Genomic DNA, 22496 nt, shown 5'->3' on the forward strand with positions numbered 1-22496 from the left:
GTTCTGCAGCGGGCCGGCCGCGCCTCAGCGATCCGTCAAGCCACGCAGACTCCACCGCTCAGCAAGAGCCTTGCAGAACTCAAGCCGGACACGGCTGTGGCGAACGAAGTCAGACCGGAAGGGCAGGTCCGAGAGAATCAGTGCGCCGAAGGCGGCCGACGGCAAGGGCATCGGTTCCAGCTGCTGGCTCGCAAGCTGTGCCCTGACCTCAGGCGATGCGAGCGCCCTCATCACTGCATCGGACAGCAGCGCGACGGTAGCGCGGGCCGTGCCCACCGGTGCGACCAGACCCCCAGCCGAGAGCGCGAATTGCGGCATTCCCGCTTCTGCCGGGGTGGGCACAACCGGCAGTGCGGTCAGGCGTTCCGGCGCCATGACGAGGAGCGCGCGCAACCTCCCTGCGCGGATCAGCGCAAGCGCCGCAACCAGGGTGTCACAGTCATCTCTTTCGCTGGCGGTTTGCCGCACGGCCTTCGTGGGCCATCGTCAGGTTCTGCTTCAGGCGCAGTCGCGTGATTCGTTCAATCAGGTCGAAGGGGACAGGTTCGTCAAGCGGAAACCTGAGGTTGCCCTTCTCACCGGCGTAGGGCAGGACAGCCTTCTCCAGGCGCGTGTCCCCCTTCACCGGAGGGTAGAAGCCGATGTGCCGCTTGAAGGCAGCGAAATACACAAGGACGCCGTTGAGCTTGAACGCCGGTATCCGGTAGCTGATGACTTCCTGCGCATCGGGCGCAACGCTTCGCACTGTCTGCCGGACCTTCTGCAGAGTCGCTTGCACCTCGGGCGGAAAACCCGAGATGTACTCGTCGATGGTGGCGGGCACTGCCTTCCGGATCGACATGTCGCCCTGATTCGCACGGTCATTCGCCATGGTTGATCTGTCATCAAAATCCCATTCTGAACGCGCCGGCGCGGCCAAGGACCGAGATCAGACGGATCGCCAAGGGGCGTCGGCAGGACCCAGGCTTTTCCCTCGCCGCCTGCACGGCCGCGGCAGGCGGGTTCGGCGCGCGAAGGGTGGGTGGGCAAGCAGCGCGGTTTCAGCGGTTCAGGATTGACGTTCGGACTCAAAGCAATAACATCCATCTCTCAGCGGTGTCAGTCGAGGATCAAAGATGCTCCAGCCATCCACCATCGCCACCGTCAAGGCCACCGCGCCGGTTCTTGCCGAGCACGGCTACGCCATCATCGAGCGCTTCTACCAGCGCTTGTTCCAAGCCCATCCGCAACTCAAGAACATCTTCAACATGCGGCACCAGGAACGAGGCGAGCAGCAGCGGGCGCTCGCCGCGGCGGTGCTGGCCTATGCCACCCATATCGACAACCTGTCGGTGCTGGGCCCGGCGGTCGAGCGGATCACCCACAAGCACGCGAGTCTGAACGTGCAGCCGGCGCAGTACGCGGTGGTGGGCGAGCACCTGCTGGCCGCGATCAAGGAGGTTCTCGGCGACGCGGCCACCGGCGACATCGTCGCCGCCTGGGCCGAGGCGTACCAGGCCCTGGCCGACATCATGATCGCCGCCGAGGCGGCCCTCTACGACGAAGCGCAGCGCCGCCCCGGTGGCTGGCGCGGCTGGCGCAACTTCGTGGTGCGGCACAAGCGGATGGAGAGCGAGGTCATCACCTCCTTCTTTCTCGAACCCGAAGACGGGCTGCCGATCGCCGACTTCAAGCCCGGTCAGTACATCAGCATCGTGGTCGACGTTCCGCGCCTGGGCCTGCAGCAGGTGCGCCAGTACAGCCTGTCGGATGCGCCGAACGGCAGGAACTACCGGATCTCGGTCAAGCGCGAGAGCGAGGGAGAGTCCGAAACCGCCGGTTATGTATCCAACCTCCTGCACGACCATGTCAACCGGGGCGACGTGGTACGCATCACCCCGCCGTTCGGTCCGTTCCACGTCGACATGGAGGCCACCACGCCGGTGGTGCTGATCAGTGACGGGGTCGGCCTGACCCCGTTGGTCAGCATGCTCAAGGCAGTCCTGAAGAACACTGACCGGGAGGTCGTGTTCGTGCACGGCGCGCGCAACGGCGCAGTGCACGCGATGAAGGACCGCCTGAAGGCGTCCGCCGACACGAACCGGCGGCTGACCAGCATCGTGTTCTACGACGCGCCGCTGCCCAGCGACGTCCTCGGCTACGACTACGACCAGGAGGGACTGGTCGACCTGCGACGCATCGCGGCGTCCGCGGTCAAGGCCGATGCGGACTACTACATCTGCGGCCCGATGCCTTTCATGCGCGCTCAGGTGGAAGCGCTCAAGGCGCTGGGTGTTCCGGACGCTCGCGTGCACTACGAGGTGTTCGGCACCGACGTGTTCGAGGAGTAGGGGGTGTCGCACGCCTTGTCGGTTTCGGCAGGCAGTTGACCTACCATTCGCCTCATGTCTCCTTCCAAGGTCCCGGCCGCGCGGCCCGACTGGCCAGCGCGCTGATGCGTCTCGATGCTCGCGTTGCGAAGTTGGTCTGGCGTGGGCTGGCGCTGGTGTTTGTTGCGCTCGGCGTGGTCGGGGTTTTCCTTCCTCTCCTGCCGACCGTTCCCTTTTTGATCGCCGCAGCCTGGGCGGGCGGGCGCGGCTGGCCTGCACTGGAACACTGGCTTCTTGAACACCCCCGCTATGGCAAGCACATCCGGCAATGGCGGCGAGGGGGCGCAGTACCACGCCGTGCCAAGTGGGCCGCGAGCGGGATGATGGTCTTCAGCGCGGCCGTTGTGCTCCTTGCCGATGTGCCGATCGTGTTCAAGATCACGGCACCGCTTGTCATGGGTGCGATCGCGCTCTGGCTGTGGATGCGGCCCGAGCCCTGAACGCTCCAGAGTTCCAGTTCAGCGAGCCTTGACTTCGAAGCGGCGCACTGCGTCCTCGTTCCACGCGATGCCCGTGCCCGGTCGCTGTGGTGCGATCGCCGTGCCGTTCTCGAAGGTCAAGGGCTGCGCCAGCACGGGGCTCGCGAGGTCCATGCGCTCGAGCAGGTGGCTGGTCGGCGTGACGGCCAGCAGGTGGACGCTGACCTCCTGGAAGATGTGGCTCGACATCGGCAGGCCCCGCGCCTGGGCCAGCGCCGCGGCACGCAGCCATCCGGTCACACCGCCGATCTTCATCGCATCGGGCATGACCAGGTCGCAGGCTCCGGCCTCGAGCGCCTTGGCCATCTCGCCCGGCCCGCACCAGTTCTCACCCATTTGGATCGGCAGGCGCACCTTCTCGCGGATGCGCGCGTGGCCCGCGTAGTCTTCCTGCAGCGTGGGCTCCTCGACCCAGGAGATGCCTTCGCCTTCGAGCGCATGAATGCGGCGGACCGCTTCCGGCACACTCAGGCCCTGGTTGTAGTCGACCAGCAGTTGCGTGTCAGCGCCGATCGACTGGCGCAGTGCCCGCACCACGCGCAGGTCCTCGGCCAGCGTCGCGTAGCCGACCTTGGTCTTGATGGCGCCGAAGCCTTGCGCCACTGCGCGCTCGGCACGCTCGACGCCGAGCTCGACGCCGTCCATGCCGTGGCTGTCGTAAGCAGGGATCGGCCGCCGGCTGCCGCCCAGCAGTTCCACCAGTGGCAGCTTGCGCGCCACTGCGAGCGCATCCCAGGCCGCCATGTCGATGCCGGCGCAGGCCATCTGCGCGATGCCGGTGCGCCCGAGCAGCCGCAGGCGCTGGGCCAGCAGCCGGTCGAGCTCGAAGGGCGCCAGCGGCTGACCCTTCAGGCCCTCGCCGAGCGACATCACCATCTGCCGGGTGGCCTCCAGCGCCGCCGGCGTGTAGGTGAAGAGGATGGCGCGGCCGACGCTGCCATCGTTCGCTTGCAGGTCGATCAGGATCAAGGGCGAGGTCGCGATCACGCCGACGCTGGTGCGCACCGGGTGTTCGAGTGGCACGTTGACCGCTCGTGCCTGCACCTCGCTGATCAGGATGTCCGGGTTGACTTCATTTTTCATGCTGTCTCCTTCAGAGGCCGAGGGACGTGGCGTGGTGCGCTCGTCGCGCAGCAACTCGCTGGCGGGCCGGCCGAGTGCGATACAAGCCGCCTTCGGAACATAGCCCAACGCCGCGAACGTAGCGCAAAGGCGGCGCCAATCCGCCGCTTAGGGAATGCGATCACACGAGGGCGGCCGGAGCGCCACCCGGACTTCGGTGACGCGACGGACGCCGCAAATATCAAAACGCGAATTTCTTCTTTGGCATCGCCGTGGCGGGCCTCTACCGTGAGGCCTCCTCGAGCACTCGAAGAGTGCGTCCATTGCCCTATTTCACTGCCACCACTTGGAAATCGAATGCTGAAACTACCGAACCTGCTTGCTGCGGCGCTGCTGTCGCTGGGCCTGGCGGCCATCGCGAGCGCCCAGCAGGCGCTGGAAAAAACCGACATCCGCTACCAGGGCTGGGCCGGCCAGGTGACGTGGCTCGAACTGGCCGAAGAGCTGGGCTACCTGGCGCCGCTCAAGGCGAAGTGGGTGGGCAATACCACCAGCGGCCCGCAGGACATCCAGACGGTGGTCACCGGCGACGTGGACATCGGCGGTGCCTTCAACGGCGCCGTGGTCAAGCTCTTGGCCAAGAAGGCGCCGATCAAGGCGGTGCTGGGCTACTACGGTGCGGATGAGAACACCTATTCCGGTTACTACGTCAAGGACGACAGCCCGATCAAGTCGGCACGCGACCTGGTCGGCAAGAAGATTGCCGTCAACACCTTGGGCGCGCACCATGAATTCATGGTCCGCGAGTACCTGGAACGAAGCAAGGTCAGCGACGTGGAAGCCAGGCAGGTGACCCTGGTGGCGACGCCGCCGGTGACCGGCGAGCAGGCCTTGCGCCAGGGCCATGTGGATGTCACCACGCTGGGCGGCGTGCTGCGCGACAAGGCACTGGAGCGCGGCGGCATCCGTGCGCTGTTCACGGACCGCGGCTTGTACGGCGACTTCACCGCGGGCACGCTGGTGTTGCACACGAAGTTCATCGAACAGAACCCCAACACCACCCGCCATCTCGTGTCGGCACTGGCGCGCTCGATCGAGTGGGCCCGCAACACGCCGCCCGCCGAAGTCCGGGCGCGTTTCGTCAAGGTCATCGAGAGCCGCAAGCGGGCCGAGAGCGCCGACACCATCCAGTACTGGAAGAGCACCGGCGTGGCTGGGACGGGCGGCGTGATCAAGGAAGGTGAACTCCAGATCTGGATCGACTGGCTCGTGAAGGACGGACTGCTCAAGCCGGGCCAGGTCAAGCCTGCCGACCTGTACACCAACGCTTTCAATCCCTATTTCAAGAACGCCGAGAAGGTGGCTGCAAGCAAATGAGCGCCGCCAAGATCCGATTCGAGAGCGTCAGCAAGGAATTCGTCGTGCGCGCCGACGATCGCGGCGCCGCTCAGAGATTTGTCGCGCTGAACGAAGTCGACCTCGACGTCAACCTGGGTGAGTTCCTCGTGCTCGTGGGCCCCAGCGGCTGCGGCAAGTCCACGATGCTCGACCTGCTGGCCGGCCTGGCGATGCCCACCCGCGGCCGCGTCCTGATCGATGGCAAGCCTGTGGTCGGCCCGGCGCGTGACCGTGGCGTGGTGTTCCAGCAGTACGCGCTGTTCCCGTGGCGTACCGCGCTGGACAACGTGGCCTTCGGCCTCGAGGTGGCCGGACTCGGGGCGCGAGCGCGCCGCGACAAGGCGGCCCACTACTTGAACCTGGTGGGATTGAGCGACTTCACGAATCGCTTTCCGCACGAACTCTCAGGCGGCATGAAGCAGCGCGTGGCGATCGCGCGCAGCCTGGCCTATGAACCGCAGGTGCTGCTGATGGATGAGCCGTTTGCCGCGCTGGATGCGCAAACGCGCGAAACGCTGCAGGAAGAACTGGTCGAGATCTGGCAACGCACGGGCAAGACGATCGTCTTCATCACGCATGGCATCGATGAGGCGGTGGTGCTCGGCCAGCGGGTGGCCGTGATGACCACGCGCCCCGGGCGCATCAAGGAGATCGTGGAGATCCCCGACTCCTTGAGAGCCGGCACGGATGACGTGCGCTCGCTGCCGCTGTTCGGTGAACTGCGCCACGAGATCTGGTCTCTGCTGCATGACGAGGTCGACTCGGCGCGCCAGGAGCGCCGCGCGCGCATCGCCGCACAACCTGCAAGGAAAGAACTCTCCCATGCCTGATATCGCACTGAACGCCGGAACGCATCCGGCGCCGCACGCGCTGCGAACGCGCGGACCGTCACTCATCACGCACCTCTACGGCAGGGTTGCCAACGTCTCCTGGCGCTCCGGCCTGACGGTCGCACTCGCGCTGCTGTGGGAGCTCGCTCCGCGGCTTGGCCTGACGGACGCGACTTTCCTGCCGCCGCTCAGCGAGGTGCTGGCGGCAGGCTGGGCGATGGCCCTCAATGGCCAGCTCTGGCAGCACACCTCGGTAAGCCTGGCGCGCTCGCTCGGCGGCCTGCTGCTCGCGATCCTGTTTGCCATTCCCCTTGGACTCGCGATCGGCTGGTACCAGCGCGTGAGCAGCGCGCTGAGCCAGATCATCGAGTTGCTGCGCAATACCGCGCCCCTGGCACTGCTGCCGGTGTTCCTGCTGCTTCTGGGCATCGGGGAAGTCTCCAAGGTCGCCATCGTCGTGTACGCGTGCGCATGGCCGCTGCTGCTGAACACCATCAATGGTGTCCGCCAGGTCGACCCGCTCTTGGTGAAGTCGGCGCGCACCATGGGTGTGAGCGCCACGCAGCTGTTCCTGAAAGTGATCCTGCCCGCAGCGGTGCCAACCATCTTCGTGGGCATCCGGCTGGCCGCCGCCTCCGCCATGCTCGTGCTGATCGCAGCCGAGATGGTGGGCGCCAAGGCGGGACTGGGCTACCTGATCATCTATGCGCAGTACAGCTTCCTGATCGCCGACATGTACTTCGGGATCATTGCCATCACGACCATCGGAATCACCTTGAACTTCGCGCTCGAAAGGCTGGAGAGCCACTTCACCGCGTGGAAGCCGGCCGCTGACGGCGGATGAATCGACAGGAACCCATCTCATGAGCCAACGCAAACTGCGCCTCGGCGCCTTCATCATGGCCACCGGCCACCACGTGGCGGCATGGCGCCATCCGGGTTCGCAGACCGACTCGGGCGTCAACATCGACCACTACATCGAAATCGCCAAGACCGCCGAGCGCGGACTGTTCGACCAGGTCTTCGTGGCGGACAGCCCGGGCCTGGGCTTCCATGGTGACGACGAAGCCTTCAGCCGCCAGGGCCGGGTGTCGTACTTTGAACCTGTGACCCTGTGGGCCGCCTTGTCGGCGGTGACCCGACACATTGGCTTCGTGGCGACGGCCTCCACGACCTACGGCGACCCCTTCCAGCTGGCGCGCAAATTCGCGTCGCTCGATCACCTGAGCAAGGGCCGGGCGGCTTGGAACGTGGTGACCACCGGCGCGGACAACGTTCATGGCAACTTCGGCCTCGACAAGCATCCCGACCCGGCCACCCGCTACGAGCAAGCCCACGAGTTCATCGATGTCGTCAAGGGTCTGTGGGACAGCTTCGAGGACGACGCCTTCATTCGCGACCCGGCGTCGGGGAAATACTTCGACCCCACCAAGCTGCATGCACTGAACCATTCGGGCAAGTACTTCAAGGTCTCCGGTCCGCTCAACCTAGAGCGTCCGCCGCAGGGCTACCCGGTGATCGTGCAGGCCGGATCGTCCGAACCGGGGCGCGAGCTCGCGGCGGCGTCGGCCGAAGCCATCTTCACGGCGTGGACCAGCCTGGCCGAAGCGCAGGCCTTCTATCGCGACGTGAAGGGGCGGCTTGCCAAGTACGGCCGGCGGCCCGAGCAGTTGCTGGTACTGCCCGGCATCTCGCCGGTGATCGGCCGCACGCAAGAAGAGGCCGAGGCCAAATGGGCGGAACTGCAAAGACTGATCCACCCGTCCGTCGGCCTGAACACGCTGCACACCTTCTGGCCCGGCGAAGATCTGTCGAAATGGGAACTGGACGAAGCGCCTCCGTACATTCCGGAGCCGCCGCCGGGCCAGAACAGCCGCGCCCACGTGGTGCTCGAGCTGGCCCGGCGCGACAAGCTCACCGTGCGTCAGCTCTACGAATACCTGGCTGGCGCTCGGGGCCACTGGGTGGTGGTCGGCACACCGCAGACCATCGCGGACCGGATGCAGGAATGGTTCGAGAACGGCGCGGCCGACGGCTTCAATGTCATGCCGCCGGTGCTGCCGGCATCGCTCAACGAGTTCGTCGACCTGGTGATTCCCGAGCTCCAGCGACGCGGGCTGTTTCGCACGGCCTACGAAGGTCGTACCTTGCGGGAGAACCTGGGGCTGGACCGTCCGGTCAACCAGTTTTCCGTCACCGCGCAGAAGGTTGCTTGACCCGTTTCCAATCGACCGTGCGCCCGCGTGCAACAGCGGACCCGACGCATTCACTGCAGGACTTTCACGCTAACATGAACTCATCATGGGCCGCATGAAGACGCATTGCCACTCCGCACCGAGTCCCTCCCGGTCTTCGAGTACAGCAGCTTCGCTCCGCAGCCCTCGCAGCAGCAATTCAACCGCGGCGATACCGCACGACTTGCGCTTGCACCTGCAGTCGCCATCCGGCATCCGTTCTTCGTTGCTTCAATTGCAGCAGGTCCTGGGAAATCGCCGTGCGCGCGCACTTCTGAGCCCTCACATCCAGCGGCAAGCAGTGCCGGCGAGCCCGGCCGACCTGCGCGACTTCATTCAGGCCACCATTCGGCAATTCACCAGCGCAGCTTCCTTCTTCCCGCTGGCCACTCTGGATGCCGCCCGCTTTGAGCGGGTGATCAACAGCTGGTACCGGATGGTTGTCGACGGCGAACGCATGATCAACGATCAACTCGCCGCGGACCCAGGCCTGATCGCCTCCTTGCGGGCAGGCTACATCGCGGCGATCCGAGCGCTGATGACGCGTGCCGCCTCACAACTGGGACGCACCGAAGCAGACCTGTATCGCGAGAATCGAGGCCGCATCCCCATGTGGGCCTGGGCAACGGCGCATCACATGGAAACTGGCATCTCGACTCCTATCCCCGAAGGTGCCGCACGGAACGCGCGTTCCGGGCGAGTCACGCTGAGAACGAACGGCTTCAACGTAACGATCTTTCCCGACGTGACGAACGATCGCAGTGTCCGTTCCGGAGGCGAAACGCGCATCAACATCCAATGGGGCGGCATCAGCTTTGCATCATCCCGCAGAGGGCGAATCACGCGAGTCACCGGGCCCCGCACCCCAGTCGTTCACATACGAACAAGGTATGCCCGCGGAGCCAACCCAGAAGGCCCCTCCGCCTATGGCCGCGGGACGACACCGGCCGACGTCGCGGGAGGCCGGGTCACCCCGGCAAGTACCACGCTTCGCGTCCACGAAGGGAGCCATGGTCTTGATTTCATGGAGTTCCTCGCAAGCAATCCTCCCCCGCAGTTCACTGGAGTTGTCGGCATGACGGGTGCGGAGTTCCGCGTTGCTGTGTCAGCTTGGCAAGCTGCCGCCCGTCAATACGCCAATGACATCAATACATTCAGCACGCAGAACACGGATTGCGTGGGCACCACCATCGACGACTTCCATAGGGCGAACGCAGGGCGCGGGCAGCGAATCGTCTTGGAATGTGGGCCTTGAAGGCAATCCATGGGGCATGCTTTGCGCGGGATCGTTATCTCCTATCACAGAGTGCCTGTGCTCGACGCCGCCTCGGGACGCCTCTGGGGCACGGTGTCCCATTTCGACATGCGCAGCTTGCGGCTTCCGGACAACGAGTTCGAGCTCCTCCGGCATGCCGCCGCGTCGATGCATCGTCACCTGGCCGACGCCTGAGACACAGCTCGCATCCGAGGCAGCTCTCTCGTCACAGGGCGCCCCGGTTGCCGCGCTCCCGTCAGCGTCGCGTTGTCGTTCATGCAACTTGGCACGTGCTCTGCGTGTTCGGACCAGCAAGCGGCGCCGCGCCACGGCGTCGCTGGCCATTCAGCAAAGCCGCCTTGGCAGCGCCGCAGGACAGCGCCTCACCGTGGACCACGAACGCCCAATGTCCCATCCCCAAACAAGACGTTGTGCTTTGCTCGAGGCCGATGCATGCTTTGAACAATCGAAAGCTTGGCGGGGGCTTCAGTCATGGCTCAACACGTCTGCAACGGCGCGACCTTGCAGTGCAGTTTCGGGGTAGCACCATCATCGCTGGTGGTGCTGCCAGTGCGCCGGGTGAACACCAGCAACCAGCCTGCGGCCACGATCATGGACTTCCAGCCGATGGTCAACATCCCGAGCTTCGGTATGTGCATGAGTCCGGCCAATCCTTCCGTGGCGGCGGCCACTGCTGCCGCGCTGGGGGTGCTGACGCCGATGCCCTGCATCCCCATGACAGTTTCACCCTGGGTACCCGGAACGCCTACCGTCACCCTGGGGCAGATTCCATCGCTCGACAACAACTGTCAGCTCATGTGCATGTGGGCCGGCGTGATCAAGGTGGTCGTGCCGGGCCAGTTCACGCACAACATTCCTTAGCCATGACGTCGAACCTTTTGGGTACAGGCTTGTCGGCGCATGCGCCTATATCGGATGGCGCATTGACGATGCATTTTTGCGAGCGTACCTTCCCCCTGTCTCGTGCAGTGCCTCAGCTCGATTCGTCGAGTGATTGCCACAAAAGCATCAGCAAAGGGAGCTGGTTGGGAAGCAAGATCGATTGTCAAGAATCGGCCTTGAGGATGTAAGCAACCCACGGGCTTGGAGGGAGTGGCGCACATGATTCATGACCTCGACCAAACGCTCGCAGCGCTGCTGAAGCGGGAGATGCCTGGCCGTGATCAGATCACGGTGTCCTTCGCGGCGCCCGACGATCAGTTCACCGTCAAGCCGCCGGCTGTCGATCTGTTCTTGTATGACTTGCGCGAGAACCTGGAGCTGCGCAGCAACGACGAGGTGATCGACCACCACAACGATGGCACTGTGACGCGCTTCCAGCCACCCGTGCGGGTCGATGCGTCCTACCTCATCACGGCTTGGCCCGGCGGAGCCGGGGGCCAGAACGATTCGTCGGAGGATGAGCACAGATTGCTCGGCGCCGTGATGCGCACCCTGCTGCGCTTCAGGAAACTTCCGCGTGAGTTGCTCAAGGGCAGCCTGGCCAACCAGGAGTTGCCACTACCGGTGACGACACTGCACCCGGGGCGGCTCCAGAGCCTGGGCGAATTCTGGCAGGCGCTGGGCGGCAAACCCAAGGCTGCCCTCAACTACATGGTGACGCTGTCGGTCGATGTGTATGAACCCGAGGTTCTGCCGTTGGTGATCGAGAAGGAGATCCGCATTCAACTGGACGCAGAGGCCTTGCCATGAGCACCGTGCCCCGCCGTCCCAAGCAGAGCCGCACCCGCGTGCGAAGCGCCGAGCCTGGATTGCCCATGGGCGCCGAGGCGAACATCCATTGGACCGTGGTGCGTCGGCGCGTGAGCGTCGCTGGGCGCGTTGCCCGCCGCGATGGAAGCCCGGTTTCGAGTGGCGTTGTCCAGCTGCGACATGAAGCGAGCGTCCAAGCGCAAACGGGTGTGCCCGAGCGAGCCGGCTCGCGCGGCAGCGCCCGCGCCGATGCAGCGGCCACCGCCACGACGACGGCGCAGGCGTCGGCTTTCGAGACGCAGATCCGACGCGATGGCTTGTATTTCTACCTGGATGTGCCGGCCGGACGCTACGTGCTGGGCGGGCACGACCAGGGCGGCGGACTGATCGAGTCCAGGGCGATCACCGTGCCGGTCGCCGATCGCGCACGGATGCCGCCGTTGCTCGATGTGGATCTGGTTGTTGAGGACGCGGAAGGCCCGCCCGCGGGCCGGCCTCCGTGAATCACGCGCCGCGGCCGGCGGTTGGGCGCCGGCGCGCAATGAATTGCTTTGCGTGGTCGAAGCGCTCGACCATGGTTGTTCGGTCGACTTTCACTGACAAGGGGATCTGACATGGCAAGACTGGCTTACTACGCACCCGGCGTGTACGTTGAAGAGGTACCTTCCGCACGGCAGCCGATTGCAGGCGTCGGCACCAACACCGCCGGCTTCATCGGACTGGTGCCGTCCACGATCTACATCCCCGTGCCGAATCCAGACTACGACCCGGTGCTCACCCAGCAGCTGCTCGACTTCGCGCGCCTGCAAGCCACCTCCCCGCAGAAGGACCCGAATGCCGAGGAGCGGCGACAAAAGGATATCGAGAAGATCCAGACCGATATGAACAAGCGACTCGAGGTGCTGAAGGCCGAGATCACGGCCATCAACGATCAGAAGCCGAAGCAGGACGCGGAAATCCAGAAGCTGGAGGCCGATGTGACCGCTCTCGTTGCCGCCCAGACGGCATTGCCTGCAGACGCAAAGCCGAAAGAGACGAGCGATGCAGCCCAGAAGGTGAGCGCAGCACAAAGGAAGCTTGCCGACGCCAGGCAGGTCGCCGCCGAGGCGGCAAAGGCGCTGGCGATGAAGACCAAAGCGCAAGACGACATCAACAACGAGATCAAGGAAGGCAAGACGGAAGCGGCTGCGGCGCCACCGCCCCCTGCGAGCGGCGCTGCAGAGCCTGCAAAGAAGCCAGCCGAACAGGAGCTGATCGACTACAAAGACAACCCTCCAGACCAGGCACTGCTCACGCCCTCCGTGCTGCGTCCCTATTACCTGGTGCCGTATGCCGTGTCGGCCGCCGACTGCGCGACCAAGCTGTGTACCAATTTTTCCGAATACGCCAGACTCTTCGGAGACTTCTCCGGATTTGGCCTCGATGCGGACGGCCGCATGGTTCCGCTGCATCCTGGGCATCACCTGTTGACCCATGCGGTCAACGGCTTCTTCACCAACGGCGGGACGCGCGCCTTTGTGGCACGCGTGAGTTCGATCGACAAGTTGAAGGACGTTCTCGAGCGCTTCACGTCGATCGACGACGTCGCCATTCTCGCGGCGCCGGGGTTGCCGAAGATCACCGACGTCTGGGAAGAATTGGAAAGCTATTGCGAAGACGATGCGCACCAGAACGTGTTTGCGGTTCTTGATTCGCCGCGCGTCGTCAACGATGGTGGCTCGAACGACCTGGACATCGAGAAGCTGCAGTACGAAACACTGGGCAACGTGTTGCCGCGCAAGAGCACGCATGCCGCCTATTATTTCCCGCATATCGAGGTGAGCGACCCGGCCAAGCGGTTGCAGGACAGCGATCCGGCGTTGAACGTTTCGCCCAAGTACCGTGGCCGCACCTACGTCGCGCCGAGCGGGCATGTGACTGGCATTTTTGCCCGAACCGACGAGGAACGTGGCGTACACAAGGCTCCCGCCAACGCGCAAGTGCGGGGCGCGCTCGAGGTCATGTACTACGTCAGCAAGCCGAAGCAGGAATTGCTCAATCCGCAGGGTGTCAATTGCATCCGCTTGATGGATGGCGGAGTGACCCTCTGGGGTGCGCGCACGATAGGCGGCGACCGCAACGGCGAATGGAAGTATGTCAACGTGCGCCGCTTCGCGGGCTTTCTCGAGGAGTCCATCGACGAAGGCACGCAATGGGTCGTGTTCGAGCCGAACGACCCGAAGCTGTGGTCGAAGATCATTCTCAACGTGACCAGTTTCCTGACGAATGTGTGGCGCAGTGGCGCTCTGTTCGGGCTCACGCCGCAAGAAGCGTTCTACGTGAAATGCGACGCCGAGTTGAATCCTCCGGAGGTTCGTGATCTGGGTCAGGTCATCACTGAAATCGGCGTGGCGATCGTTCGGCCGGCCGAATTCGTGATCTTCCGCATCTCGCAATCGACCGGGCAGCAGCAGCCGTGATCCTGGCTCTCACGGGCGAACGGCCATGAGCATCACTTCCAGCGCTTTCTCACGGGAGGGGCGAGCCGAGCGGGTGCCGCCTGGCCTCTACGTGGAGAGCAGCATCTCCGCGCCGACCGAAGCGGCGCAAATGGCTGGGGGCGTGCCCGCGTTCCTGGCGTTGGCCGACGTCGATCCGGCGCTGCGCGAACGTTCGGGCGCGCCGGGCATCGTGGTCGATCGCTGGGATTCGCGACTCTGGAACGAGGCCATCGTGCCCGCGCCGGGAAGTCATCTGCGCGCGGCGGTGCGCGGGTTCTTTGCCAACGGCGGCAAGCGCTGTGTGATCTTCGCGGTGCCGCCACCGGCCGACCCGCGTACCGGTGCAGGGGCGCTGATGCGGTTGCTCGAACCGGGCGGGCTTCTCGACGACCGCTCGGATGTCGACCTTCTGTGCCTGCCCGACGTGTGGAGTCCGTGGGTCATCGATGAGGCGCGGGGCAACCTGCAGTTGAGTGCGTTGCGCCATTGCGAATCGATGGGCGACCGATTCGCGCTGCTCGATGGGCCGGCGGTCCCGCACCCGGGTGGCAACGAAGACGCCATCACTGACTTGCTGCGCATGGCGTCGGACCTGAATTCATCGTTTGGTGCGCTCTACACGCCGTGGATCGAAGCCGATCCGACCTGGGACGCGGACCGGCCCCGCACCGCGGACATCGCGGGGTGGCGCTACCGGGATTCCCCGTTTCGCCAGTCGCAGGCAGCATCGGCTGCTCTGCCGAGCTGGGTGCCGCCATGCGGGCACGTCGCCGGACTCATTGCGCGCATCGACGCCAAAGTCGGCGCCCAGCATGCGCCAGCGAACGAGATCCTCGAAGGGGTGCTCGACACCGCGCTGCGGCTGTCGCCCACGCAACGGGGTCGGCTCAACGACGCGGGCATCAACTGCATCCATAGCAGCGTGCGCGGCCGCGGCATTCGCGTCGGTGGCGCGCGAACGCTGAGCAACCAAGGATTGTGGGCCCATGTGTCGTCTGCACGCGTGGTGATCGGCTTCAAGCGCTGGTTGGCCACGGGCATGCGTGACCTGGTCTTCGAGCCGCAACGACCGCAGCTCTGGGACCTCGTCAGGAACCGCCTGACTGCCCATTGCCTCGAGATGCAACGGGCCGGTGCACTCGCTGGCGGCCGTACCGGCGATGCGTTCTTCGTGAAATGCGACGGCGAGACCAACCCGCCGGAGGTGCGCGATCTGGGATGTGTGGTCGCGCATGTCGGATTGGCGCCTTCGGTGCCGGCAGAGTTCATCGTCGTGCGCGTCACGCATGACGGCAGCGGATCGACTGTCAGTGGGCTTTCCTAGTTCTTCATCCAACGGCAAGGAGATGCGAGCATGGCTACTGGTCAACGCAACAAGGATCCGTTCCGCGGTTTCAAATTCAGGATACAGATCGATGGCATCAGCAAAGCTGGTTTTCGAGAGGTGTCGGGGCTGGATGCGTCCACCGATGCCGTCGACTACCGCGAAGGCGATGGTGACTCGATCCTGAAACTCGCGGGCCTGAAGAAGTTCTCGAACATCACGCTCAAGCGCGGCATCACGGACGACCAGGATCTGTGGAAATGGCGCACGATGGTGATGGACGGCAAGATCAAGGACGCGCGCAAGGATGGCCAGATCATCCTGCTCGACGACGAAGGCAACGAAGCGGCCGAGTGGACGTTCACTGCGGGCTGGCCGACCAAGTGGACCGGTCCGACGTTCAACGCGACCGCCAACGAAGTCGCCATCGACACCATCGAGATCGCGCACGAAGGTCTGAAGCGCGTCAAATGACTTTTCAGAGCGAATTTCCCTTTACCCTGCCGCGGGGGTTTGTCGATGCGGAAGGTCGCGTGCACAAGGAAGGCACGATGCGGCTGGCCACGGCGAAGGACGAGGTCACGCCGCTTCAGGACTACCGCGTCAAGACCAACCCGGGCTACCTCGCGGTGATCCTGCTGGCGCGGGTGGTGACGCGGCTGGGCGACTTGCCGCAGATCTACCCGCAGGTGATCGAAGACCTGCCGGTGGCCGACTTCGCGTATCTGCAGACGATGTATCGACGCATCAACGAGCATGGGCACAACAGGTTGAGCGTGACTTGTCCGGCCTGCGAGAAGACCTTTGAAGTGGAGGCGGAGCCGGTGGGGGAGTCCTAGGCTACCTCCCGGATCAGTTGTTTCAGGAGGTGGCCTACCTGGCTTACTACTTTCATTGGCCGTACGGACAGATCATGGACATGAACCACCAGGAGCGGCTGCTCTGGGTCGACCAGGTGGCCCGCATCAACAAGAGGCTCAACGAGTCACGCGACGGCGAGAGCTTCGAACTCGGCTGAACGGGGGGTAAACGATGGCTGAGTCGTCCGGAATTGCAAAGAAACCGCCCCGTCCACCGCCGGACAAGTACATGGCGTTTCGCTTCACCGTGGCGCTCGAGAACAGTGACGCGAAGGTGATTGGCGGCTTCAGCGATGTCTCCGGCCTGGGCGCTGAAACCGAGGTCGAGACACTGCGTGCCGGCGGCGTGAATTCGCACGACGTGCAACTCGCAGGCGCCACCAAGTTTTCCTCGCGGCTGGTGCTCAAGCGCGGCATCGCGGACAACGAGTACCTGTGGAAGTGGTACCTCGAGATCATGGGCGGAAAGATCACGCGCAAGGACGTGCGCATTGAGATCCAGTCCGCCGACGGCACGACTCACCTTGCCTGGCAGTTCTTGAAAGCCTGTCCCGTGAAGTGGACGGGACCCGAGTTGCACGCTTCGACATCTGCCGTTGCCTTCGAAGCGGTCGAGCTCATCCACAAGGGCGTCCTGCTACAGAAGCTGGCCAGCTGACGCCGGCACGCACGAGGCCCCATGTCATCGCCGCCCAACCCCTTGCCGACGCCCCCGTGGATGGGCGGTGATTCCATCGGCCTCGCTGCATGGCAACGCTCGCGGCACGTCGGTATCGCGGCGTCGCCAGCCAATCTCTCGGTCATCGGCGGACTGACGTCGATCCACGACCAGCACACCTCGTTCGTGGAGTCCCTGTCCGTGCATGACCCGAACGCGCAACGGATGGCAGGGGACGACCCGAGGGTGTTTCGATCGGCTGTGGCGCTTGCAAAGGTCGCGCATGCGGACATGCCAGGCGCCGGCTCGCGTGTCGCTGTGGATGAGGTCGCGCAAGCGGTGGTTCGGCGCAAGGCGACTGCCGATCCCGGCATTGCGCACGGCGCTGATTCCGGCGCTGGCTCGCAGCGCAAGGAGATGGCGGAATTCGTCCAGCGAACCCGCGAGGAGGCGGGCACGGAGATGCAAAGCGATGCGCCTTCGACTTCGGCTGATGCCGGCGCCGCGTCAGTGCAGCGGAGCCCGATCGGACGCGCCGAATCAGCTCCGCCGAGCTTGCCGGCCATCCCATGGCCGAGTGGCGACGGCGTCGCAGCCAGCGTGCCTGTCCGTGTTTCCAGGAAGCACGGCGCACCGCCGTTGTCCCCGACCCTGCGAGTCGCGGCGATCGGGAAAGTGAGTGCGCTGCGACCGGTGAGTCTTGCGGTGCGCGCCGCGATGGCGGCGAGCTCGACGACCAGTCCTGGCGATGTTGCTGGCGGCGTTCCAGGTGCCGCGTCTTCGCCTCGGCGTGGGGACCTGCAGCGGCATCCCGCCGATGCGCCGGCGCTGGCGGTGCCGCGCTCCTTGCCGTATCGAGCACCGGTGGAGACGGTGCCCGCGCCGAGAGTGATCCTGCGCGCACCCTCGATGCCTCTGCGGCGAGCATTGCCGTCGGTTGCCCAGATCGCATCGGTCGCGTCAGTTGCGTCGGTCGCGTTGTCGCATGACCGTCAGAGTCCGACTCCGGCCCTGGACCGGGTCCAGGCTCCCGCTTCCGTTGCCGATCTGGCCGGGGCTGGTCATCGCCCGGAAGATGGCATCGCGCCCCTCCCCATTTCGACCATCCACGACGCGGCGGGGACGCGGGATCTCGGCACTTCGCGCATGGGTCGCGCGGTAGAGCAGTCAGGCCACACCTCTGGCGCGGTGCCAGCGGACGCAAAGCCGGCGATCATGTCCGCCATGCGGGACGCGCCGAGTGAGGCCGAGCCGGTGGCGGCGCCGGCATCGGCCGCAATGGCGCCATCGCCGCCCGGCCACCCTGCATCGATCGCTCGCCGCATTGAGACTTCGCCCGTCGTCGTGCCGATGGAGCAAGCTCGTGCCGAGGTCGATATGCCATTGCCCATTCGGAGCGCGGCGCAGTTCGGCGAACCGACGACTTCGCCCAGGATCGCGCTGACCGCAGATCGCGCCGATGCCGATGCCGGTGCCGTGCCCCCTCGCACGGGGTCCGGCCGAGCCGTGGCTGCACGCGCCGAGAGGCTCCCACCGCACGGCCCCGCACAGGTCATCCCGGTAGAGCGCACGTTGCCGGCTTCTCGGCCACCGGAGACCCGTGACGTCGCGCGCATGCCAGCCACGCACGCGATGCCGATGGCCCGGATCGCCATCCCTTCCCGCGTCGCGGGCACAGGCGAAACCCCGGCGTCCCGTGCCGTGGACTCCAGCGCGAAGCCGGCGCCGGCACTGGCGCAATCCGCGACGACGACGCAGTGGCGCACCTTGGCGGAAGCCGCGTCGGCGCCGGCGACGATCTCCGATGCTGCGCCCCCCTCGCACGGCGTGCCGCAGGAGACCGAGTTGACCGGGCGTCCCGTGCAACTGACCGCGGCCGCGTCGTCGCTCGAACAGGGGATCCGAAGAACAGAAGCGCCTGCGGGGCGGGTCGTGCACTTCACTGTGTCTGCGCCAGGACATGGCATGCCGCTCGTCGAGGTGCAGCCGCGACCGGGTCTGTCGCCGAATCATGCGAGCGAACACCCATCGTCCACAGAGCGCGCATCACGCATCGACTTGGCGCCCGTGGCCGCGTCCGTGGCCGTCGCCGCCGGGGCCGGGTCAGACGTCGGGGTATTGCGGCATCGCACGGGCATCGCCCGAAGTCGATCCCGCCAGGAGCCCGGCGCCGCCGGCCCCACCGGCCCTGGGGATCCCGTCCCTCAGTTGGTCGAGGTACACGAGGTACATCCTCGCAAGGTGGCTGCTGTCTCTCGACAAGACGTGATCGGCAGTGCAAGGAGCCTGGCATTGTCAGATCCGATGCAGTTGGCCAGCGTCGCGATCGCACGTCGCGCGCAGGCCCCGCGCCTGCATGGCGACGAAGCGTTGCCCTTGCGCGATGGGGATGCCGGCGCGGTACCGGCGTCAGCTACGCAGACTCTGCTGCGAAGGAGCACGCTCCCTCCCGGCACGGACGCGCCGGCGCCGGAAAGCGATGCGCTGGCGCCGATCGCTTCCCTCCCGGGCGAAACGGCAGGCGCGGTCCATGTGGACGGCGGGGCGGGCAACGACGGCAGGAACATGCCCCTGCTCGCTGCGCCATTTCAGCGAAGGACGTCCGTCGATGGCACTTCGCCTGATGCCGCGGTCCGCGCGGCGCCAGCCATTGCCCGCATGATCGACATGCCGCTCGTCAGGCATGGCGGGCCGGCATCCGCCGGTAGCGCGTCGTCGTCGCAAGTCGCACGGGTCGCGCAACCCCGCATGGCCGATCCTGGTTCCGTCGACGTGTGGTCGCCCGAGGTTGCCGGGCCGCCGCCCTCCGGCTTGACGACGGTTCATCCAGCGCAGCCGGAGCAGCGCGGGGCCCACCCGGAGGTCGATGTTGATGACATCGTCGAACGCGCGTGGGGAGCGCTGATGTCGCGCCTGGCCACCGAACATGAACGAAGGGGGTTCGCGCGATGGGCCTAGAGATGCTCACCATCCTCGTGGAAGCGCAAGGCAGCACGGACAACAACCTGCGGTTCGGCGGGCCGACCTCGGCCAGCACCATCGTCGCGATGTTCAATCCGAACCGCCTGACCGTCAGCCGCAGCGTGTCCTGGCCGAATCAGAACGCAGCGAAGCGCGACACACCGGAGTCCCAGTTCATCGGCGGCGAGCCCGCCACGCTCAGCGTCGACCTGTTCTTCGATACCTATGACACGGACGAAGAGCAGGCCGACAAGAAGAGCGTCAAGAAGCTCTACACCGACAAGCTGCTGCACCTGACGACCGTGGAGCAGCACGGAGACAAGCATCGTCCCCCCGTTTGTCGCCTGACCTGGGGCGCACAGGGCATGTTTTTCCAGGGGGTGCTGCAGCAGATCGAGACCCAGTTCACGATGTTTGTGGAAAACGGTTTCCCGGTACGCGCGACCAACCGCTGCACCTTCAAGCAATGGGTCTCGACGATGACGGACCTGGAGAAGCAGAACCTGATGTCCTCCGATGTTGCCAAGGTATGGATCGTCAAGCGCGGCCAGACCCTGGCGTCGATCGCCGCGCAGGAGTACGGCGACCCGCGTCAATGGCAATTCATCGCCGAAGCCAACGGCATCGACAATCCGCTGGCGCTTTCGCCGGGCATGAGCCTCATGCTGCCCGCGCGCCAGGTGGCTTGGAGCGGAGGGACCGGACCATGACCGCCCGCGACGAGTTCAACACGCTGTCGCCGGAATTCGAGATCCGCGTCAACGGCGCCCCGCTGGACCTGAAAGCCGCGGCCGACGTGAGCCAGCTCAGCGTGCTGGACGATGTCGACGCACCGGGCATGTTCACCCTGACGCTCCCCGCCTGGGATACGGCGGAGATGAAGCCCAAGTGGATCGACGACAAGTTGTTCCAGGAAGGCAATCCGGTGGAGATTGCGTTTGGCTACCGCGAGCACAAGACCCAGGTATTGAGCGGGGAGATCACGGGCCTGGAACCCGATTTCCCTGAAAAGGGCCCGCCCACCTTGACGGTTCGCGGGCACGATCGGCGCCATCGTCTGATGTCCGCGCGCAAGACGCGCTCGTACATGAACTGCAAGGACAGCGACATCGCAAGCAAGATCGCCTCCGATGCGGGGCTGAACCCCAAGACCAGCGACAGCGGCGTGACCTTGCCCTATGTCTTGCAGCACAACCAGACGGACCTCGAGTTCCTCGCCATGCGCGCCCGTCGCATCGAGTTCGAGGTCGTCGTCCAGGATCGGGACCTCTTGTTCCGGCCGCGCAAAATCGAAGAGAAGGCGGAATTGACCCTGCATCGGCAGATCGAGCTGATCTCGTTTCAGCCGCGCCTGTCGACGCTCGGGCAGGTCTCCGAGCTGGAAGTGCGCGGCTGGGACCCGAAGCAGAAGAAGGAGATCGTCGGCAAGGCGAGGATTGGCGATGAGCCGACCTCGATGGGCGGATCGCGTTCCGGGCCGTCTGCGGCGCAGAGAGCCTTCTCGGGCGCGGCCAGCGCGCGCGTGAGCGTGCCTGTGCAAAGCCAGGAGGAGGTCGATGCCATGGCCAAGCGTGCCTTTGCCGAGATGGCGCTTCGCTACGTGCGTGCCGAAGGAGTGTGCATCGGTGACCCGCGCATGCGCGCCGGCAAGGTCGTCAACATCGAAGGGCTCGGGGTGCGCTTCAGCGGTCCGTACTACGTGACCTCGGTCGAGCACTCGTTTGCCCCCAGGAAGGGCTATCGCACGGCCTTTTCAGCGCGGAGGAACGCAACGTGATGCACAACGATCTGTTGCGCGACCTGCTCGCCCCGGATGATGCGCAGCGGCGCTTCTGTGGCGTCGTGGTCGGCATCGTCACCAACAACCGCGACCCCGACGGCATGCACCGCGTCAAGGTTCGTTTCCCCTGGCTCAACCTTGACGATGAAAGCCACTGGGCGCGCGTCGCCTGTTCGATGGCCGGAAACGGGCGGGGTTCGTACTTCCTGCCGGAGCCCGACGACGAGGTACTCGTTGCGTTCGAGCATGGCAGCCTGGAGCATCCGTATGTCGTCGGAGCGCTGTGGAATGGCAAGGACAAGCCGCCCGAGAGCAACGGCGATGGCAAGAACGACAACCGCAGCATCACTTCGCGCAGCGGACACATCGTGCGCCTGTGCGACTCCGACGGCGACGAGCGCATCGAGATCATCGACAAGACCGGCAACAACCACATCGTGATCAAGAGCTCCGACAACAGCATCGCGATCGAAAGCCAGGGCGATATCTCGATCAAGTCCTCGACGGGCAAGGTCACGATCGAGGGCATCGGCATCGAGATCACGTCGAACGCGGGCGTGAAGATCCAGGCGCAATCGACCATCGATGCAAGCGCCACTGCCCAGGTGAACATCAAGGGCGCGTTGGTCAACGTGAACTGAACCATGGCGAGCCAACCCGTGAGACCCGTGTCGAAACTCCTCGTGCTGGGCTGCGGCTGGGCCTTTCCGGTCGAGCGCAAGAGCACGAGCGACGACGGTCCGTCACCTCTGGCCATGAGCGCTGACGATGCCAGCGTGCACGACGCCATCGAGATCATCCTGTCGACCCGCAAGGGCGAACGCGTGATGCGTCCGGAATTCGGCTGCGATCTCGGCGGGCTTCTTTTTTCACCCAACGACGCTGCGACGCGGGCCACTGCGGCGTTCGAAACGCGCGAAGCGTTGCGCATCTGGGAGCCGCGCATCGAGTTGCTCGATGTCCGGGTGAGCGCCGGCGGCGATCGCGGCGAGATGCTGCTGATCGAAGTCGACTACCGGGTGCGCAGCACCGACAACCGGTACAACCTCGTCTACCCGTTCTACCTCGACCGGGCGTTGGTCTGAGAGGAGCA

At 65.2% G+C, this 22496-nt stretch carries 25 protein-coding genes; 22 read left to right on the forward strand and 3 right to left on the reverse strand.

The window, feature by feature from the left end:
* Positions 1–24: 24 nt before the first annotated feature.
* Together QTI04_RS02645 and QTI04_RS02650 are read right to left on the reverse strand one after the other, a co-directional pair.
* Entirely contained in the window at positions 25–468 is a 444-nt protein-coding gene (locus tag QTI04_RS02645) for a tripartite tricarboxylate transporter substrate-binding protein (RefSeq protein WP_286614082.1), read from the reverse strand.
* Positions 440–919, reverse strand: a complete 480-nt coding sequence (locus QTI04_RS02650; RefSeq protein ID WP_286614083.1) for an iron chaperone — start codon at positions 917–919, stop codon at positions 440–442. Before QTI04_RS02650 ends, QTI04_RS02645 begins: the two co-directional genes overlap by 29 nt.
* 196 nt (positions 920–1115) lie before the next feature.
* Between QTI04_RS02650 and hmpA the strand changes: the two genes are divergently transcribed.
* Positions 1116–2330, forward strand: coding sequence for an NO-inducible flavohemoprotein (gene hmpA, locus QTI04_RS02655; RefSeq protein WP_286614084.1), 1215 nt, complete (start codon positions 1116–1118; stop codon positions 2328–2330).
* A 104-nt stretch (positions 2331–2434) separates the two neighbouring features.
* Positions 2435–2809 (forward strand): YbaN family protein, encoded by a 375-nt coding sequence (locus QTI04_RS02660; RefSeq protein WP_286614085.1) that lies wholly within the window; start codon positions 2435–2437, stop codon positions 2807–2809.
* An 18-nt stretch (positions 2810–2827) separates the two neighbouring features.
* On the opposite strand, the gene QTI04_RS02665 is transcribed toward QTI04_RS02660, so the two are convergent.
* Complete coding sequence (locus tag QTI04_RS02665) at positions 2828–3931, reverse strand: enolase C-terminal domain-like protein (RefSeq protein ID WP_286614086.1); 1104 nt, start codon at positions 3929–3931, stop codon at positions 2828–2830.
* 336 nt (positions 3932–4267) lie between these two features.
* Here QTI04_RS02665 and QTI04_RS02670 point away from each other — a divergent pair, with 336 nt between their 5' ends.
* The 20 genes from QTI04_RS02670 to QTI04_RS02765 all read left to right on the forward strand — a co-directional run bounded on the left by QTI04_RS02670 (position 4268) and on the right by QTI04_RS02765 (position 22488).
* Positions 4268–5287: an ABC transporter substrate-binding protein gene (locus QTI04_RS02670; protein WP_286614087.1), complete on the forward strand. Its 1020-nt coding sequence runs from the start codon at positions 4268–4270 to the stop codon at positions 5285–5287.
* The gene (locus QTI04_RS02675) at positions 5284–6138 is read left to right on the forward strand and encodes an ABC transporter ATP-binding protein (protein ID WP_286614088.1); all 855 of its coding nucleotides are present in this window, start codon (positions 5284–5286) and stop codon (positions 6136–6138) included. Before QTI04_RS02670 ends, QTI04_RS02675 begins: the two co-directional genes overlap by 4 nt.
* Positions 6131–6982, forward strand: coding sequence for an ABC transporter permease (locus QTI04_RS02680; protein ID WP_286614089.1), 852 nt, complete (start codon positions 6131–6133; stop codon positions 6980–6982). The genes QTI04_RS02675 and QTI04_RS02680 overlap by 8 nt, the downstream gene beginning before the upstream one ends.
* Before the next feature lie 19 nt (positions 6983–7001).
* Positions 7002–8354 (forward strand): LLM class flavin-dependent oxidoreductase, encoded by a 1353-nt coding sequence (locus QTI04_RS02685; protein WP_286614090.1) that lies wholly within the window; start codon positions 7002–7004, stop codon positions 8352–8354.
* A gap of 208 nt (positions 8355–8562) precedes the next feature.
* A complete protein-coding gene (locus QTI04_RS02690; RefSeq protein WP_286614091.1) occupies positions 8563–9627 on the forward strand; it encodes a hypothetical protein in 1065 nt (354 codons plus the stop codon).
* 9 nt (positions 9628–9636) lie between these two features.
* On the forward strand, positions 9637–9822 hold the full coding sequence (locus tag QTI04_RS02695) for a hypothetical protein (RefSeq protein ID WP_286614092.1): 186 nt from the start codon (positions 9637–9639) through the stop codon (positions 9820–9822).
* 297 nt (positions 9823–10119) lie between these two features.
* Positions 10120–10509 (forward strand): DUF4280 domain-containing protein, encoded by a 390-nt coding sequence (locus QTI04_RS02700; RefSeq protein ID WP_286614093.1) that lies wholly within the window; start codon positions 10120–10122, stop codon positions 10507–10509.
* Positions 10510–10749: 240 nt separating this feature from the next.
* A complete protein-coding gene (locus tag QTI04_RS02705; protein WP_286614094.1) occupies positions 10750–11340 on the forward strand; it encodes a DUF4255 domain-containing protein in 591 nt (196 codons plus the stop codon).
* Positions 11337–11843 (forward strand): hypothetical protein, encoded by a 507-nt coding sequence (locus tag QTI04_RS02710; RefSeq protein WP_286614095.1) that lies wholly within the window; start codon positions 11337–11339, stop codon positions 11841–11843. Before QTI04_RS02705 ends, QTI04_RS02710 begins: the two co-directional genes overlap by 4 nt.
* Before the next feature lie 111 nt (positions 11844–11954).
* Positions 11955–13799 carry a phage tail sheath C-terminal domain-containing protein gene (locus tag QTI04_RS02715; protein WP_286614096.1) on the forward strand — a complete coding sequence of 615 codons (1845 nt, stop codon included), beginning with the start codon at positions 11955–11957 and terminating at the stop codon, positions 13797–13799.
* A 25-nt stretch (positions 13800–13824) separates the two neighbouring features.
* Positions 13825–15144, forward strand: coding sequence for a phage tail sheath subtilisin-like domain-containing protein (locus QTI04_RS02720; RefSeq protein ID WP_286614097.1), 1320 nt, complete (start codon positions 13825–13827; stop codon positions 15142–15144).
* A gap of 30 nt (positions 15145–15174) precedes the next feature.
* Positions 15175–15618 carry a phage tail protein gene (locus tag QTI04_RS02725; RefSeq protein WP_286614098.1) on the forward strand — a complete coding sequence of 148 codons (444 nt, stop codon included), beginning with the start codon at positions 15175–15177 and terminating at the stop codon, positions 15616–15618.
* On the forward strand, positions 15615–15983 hold the full coding sequence (locus QTI04_RS02730; RefSeq protein ID WP_286614099.1) for a phage tail assembly protein: 369 nt from the start codon (positions 15615–15617) through the stop codon (positions 15981–15983). Before QTI04_RS02725 ends, QTI04_RS02730 begins: the two co-directional genes overlap by 4 nt.
* 17 nt (positions 15984–16000) lie before the next feature.
* Positions 16001–16162 (forward strand): DUF6760 family protein, encoded by a 162-nt coding sequence (locus QTI04_RS02735; protein WP_286614100.1) that lies wholly within the window; start codon positions 16001–16003, stop codon positions 16160–16162.
* 71 nt (positions 16163–16233) lie between these two features.
* The gene (locus tag QTI04_RS02740; RefSeq protein ID WP_286614101.1) at positions 16234–16662 is read left to right on the forward strand and encodes a phage tail protein; all 429 of its coding nucleotides are present in this window, start codon (positions 16234–16236) and stop codon (positions 16660–16662) included.
* 21 nt (positions 16663–16683) lie between these two features.
* Positions 16684–19620 (forward strand): hypothetical protein, encoded by a 2937-nt coding sequence (locus QTI04_RS02745; RefSeq protein WP_286614102.1) that lies wholly within the window; start codon positions 16684–16686, stop codon positions 19618–19620.
* Positions 19621–19622: 2 nt separating this feature from the next.
* Positions 19623–20333: a LysM peptidoglycan-binding domain-containing protein gene (locus QTI04_RS02750; protein ID WP_286614103.1), complete on the forward strand. Its 711-nt coding sequence runs from the start codon at positions 19623–19625 to the stop codon at positions 20331–20333.
* Positions 20330–21400: a phage late control D family protein gene (locus QTI04_RS02755; protein WP_286614104.1), complete on the forward strand. Its 1071-nt coding sequence runs from the start codon at positions 20330–20332 to the stop codon at positions 21398–21400. The genes QTI04_RS02750 and QTI04_RS02755 overlap by 4 nt, the downstream gene beginning before the upstream one ends.
* Positions 21400–22044: a phage baseplate assembly protein V gene (locus QTI04_RS02760; protein WP_286614105.1), complete on the forward strand. Its 645-nt coding sequence runs from the start codon at positions 21400–21402 to the stop codon at positions 22042–22044. The genes QTI04_RS02755 and QTI04_RS02760 overlap by 1 nt, the downstream gene beginning before the upstream one ends.
* A 27-nt stretch (positions 22045–22071) precedes the next feature.
* Entirely contained in the window at positions 22072–22488 is a 417-nt protein-coding gene (locus tag QTI04_RS02765) for a GPW/gp25 family protein (protein ID WP_286614106.1), read from the forward strand.
* Positions 22489–22496: the final 8 nt, after the last annotated feature.

This window comes from Variovorax sp. J22R115, from assembly GCF_030317005.1.
Taxonomy (GTDB): Bacteria; Pseudomonadota; Gammaproteobacteria; order Burkholderiales; family Burkholderiaceae_C; genus Variovorax.

Excerpts from the sequence above, each read along its gene's own strand:
- QTI04_RS02660 (WP_286614085.1), top strand. The coding sequence starts at position 2,435 with ATGCGTCTCGATGCTCGCGTTGCGAAGTTGGTCTGGCGTGGGCTGGCG.
- QTI04_RS02750 (WP_286614103.1), top strand. The coding sequence starts at position 19,623 with ATGCTCACCATCCTCGTGGAAGCGCAAGGCAGCACGGACAACAACCTG.
- QTI04_RS02705 (WP_286614094.1), top strand. The coding sequence starts at position 10,750 with ATGATTCATGACCTCGACCAAACGCTCGCAGCGCTGCTGAAGCGGGAG.
- QTI04_RS02710 (WP_286614095.1), top strand. The coding sequence starts at position 11,337 with ATGAGCACCGTGCCCCGCCGTCCCAAGCAGAGCCGCACCCGCGTGCGA.
- QTI04_RS02740 (WP_286614101.1), top strand. The coding sequence starts at position 16,234 with ATGGCGTTTCGCTTCACCGTGGCGCTCGAGAACAGTGACGCGAAGGTG.
- QTI04_RS02700 (WP_286614093.1), top strand. The coding sequence starts at position 10,120 with ATGGCTCAACACGTCTGCAACGGCGCGACCTTGCAGTGCAGTTTCGGG.
- QTI04_RS02725 (WP_286614098.1), top strand. The coding sequence starts at position 15,175 with ATGGCTACTGGTCAACGCAACAAGGATCCGTTCCGCGGTTTCAAATTC.
- QTI04_RS02695 (WP_286614092.1), top strand. The coding sequence starts at position 9,637 with ATGGGGCATGCTTTGCGCGGGATCGTTATCTCCTATCACAGAGTGCCT.
- QTI04_RS02760 (WP_286614105.1), top strand. The coding sequence starts at position 21,400 with ATGCACAACGATCTGTTGCGCGACCTGCTCGCCCCGGATGATGCGCAG.
- QTI04_RS02680 (WP_286614089.1), top strand. The coding sequence starts at position 6,131 with ATGCCTGATATCGCACTGAACGCCGGAACGCATCCGGCGCCGCACGCG.
- QTI04_RS02675 (WP_286614088.1), top strand. The coding sequence starts at position 5,284 with ATGAGCGCCGCCAAGATCCGATTCGAGAGCGTCAGCAAGGAATTCGTC.
- QTI04_RS02685 (WP_286614090.1), top strand. The coding sequence starts at position 7,002 with ATGAGCCAACGCAAACTGCGCCTCGGCGCCTTCATCATGGCCACCGGC.
- hmpA (WP_286614084.1), top strand. The coding sequence starts at position 1,116 with ATGCTCCAGCCATCCACCATCGCCACCGTCAAGGCCACCGCGCCGGTT.
- QTI04_RS02665 (WP_286614086.1), bottom strand. The coding sequence starts at position 3,931 with ATGAAAAATGAAGTCAACCCGGACATCCTGATCAGCGAGGTGCAGGCA.
- QTI04_RS02745 (WP_286614102.1), top strand. The coding sequence starts at position 16,684 with ATGTCATCGCCGCCCAACCCCTTGCCGACGCCCCCGTGGATGGGCGGT.
- QTI04_RS02720 (WP_286614097.1), top strand. The coding sequence starts at position 13,825 with ATGAGCATCACTTCCAGCGCTTTCTCACGGGAGGGGCGAGCCGAGCGG.
- QTI04_RS02715 (WP_286614096.1), top strand. The coding sequence starts at position 11,955 with ATGGCAAGACTGGCTTACTACGCACCCGGCGTGTACGTTGAAGAGGTA.
- QTI04_RS02730 (WP_286614099.1), top strand. The coding sequence starts at position 15,615 with ATGACTTTTCAGAGCGAATTTCCCTTTACCCTGCCGCGGGGGTTTGTC.
- QTI04_RS02755 (WP_286614104.1), top strand. The coding sequence starts at position 20,330 with ATGACCGCCCGCGACGAGTTCAACACGCTGTCGCCGGAATTCGAGATC.
- QTI04_RS02670 (WP_286614087.1), top strand. The coding sequence starts at position 4,268 with ATGCTGAAACTACCGAACCTGCTTGCTGCGGCGCTGCTGTCGCTGGGC.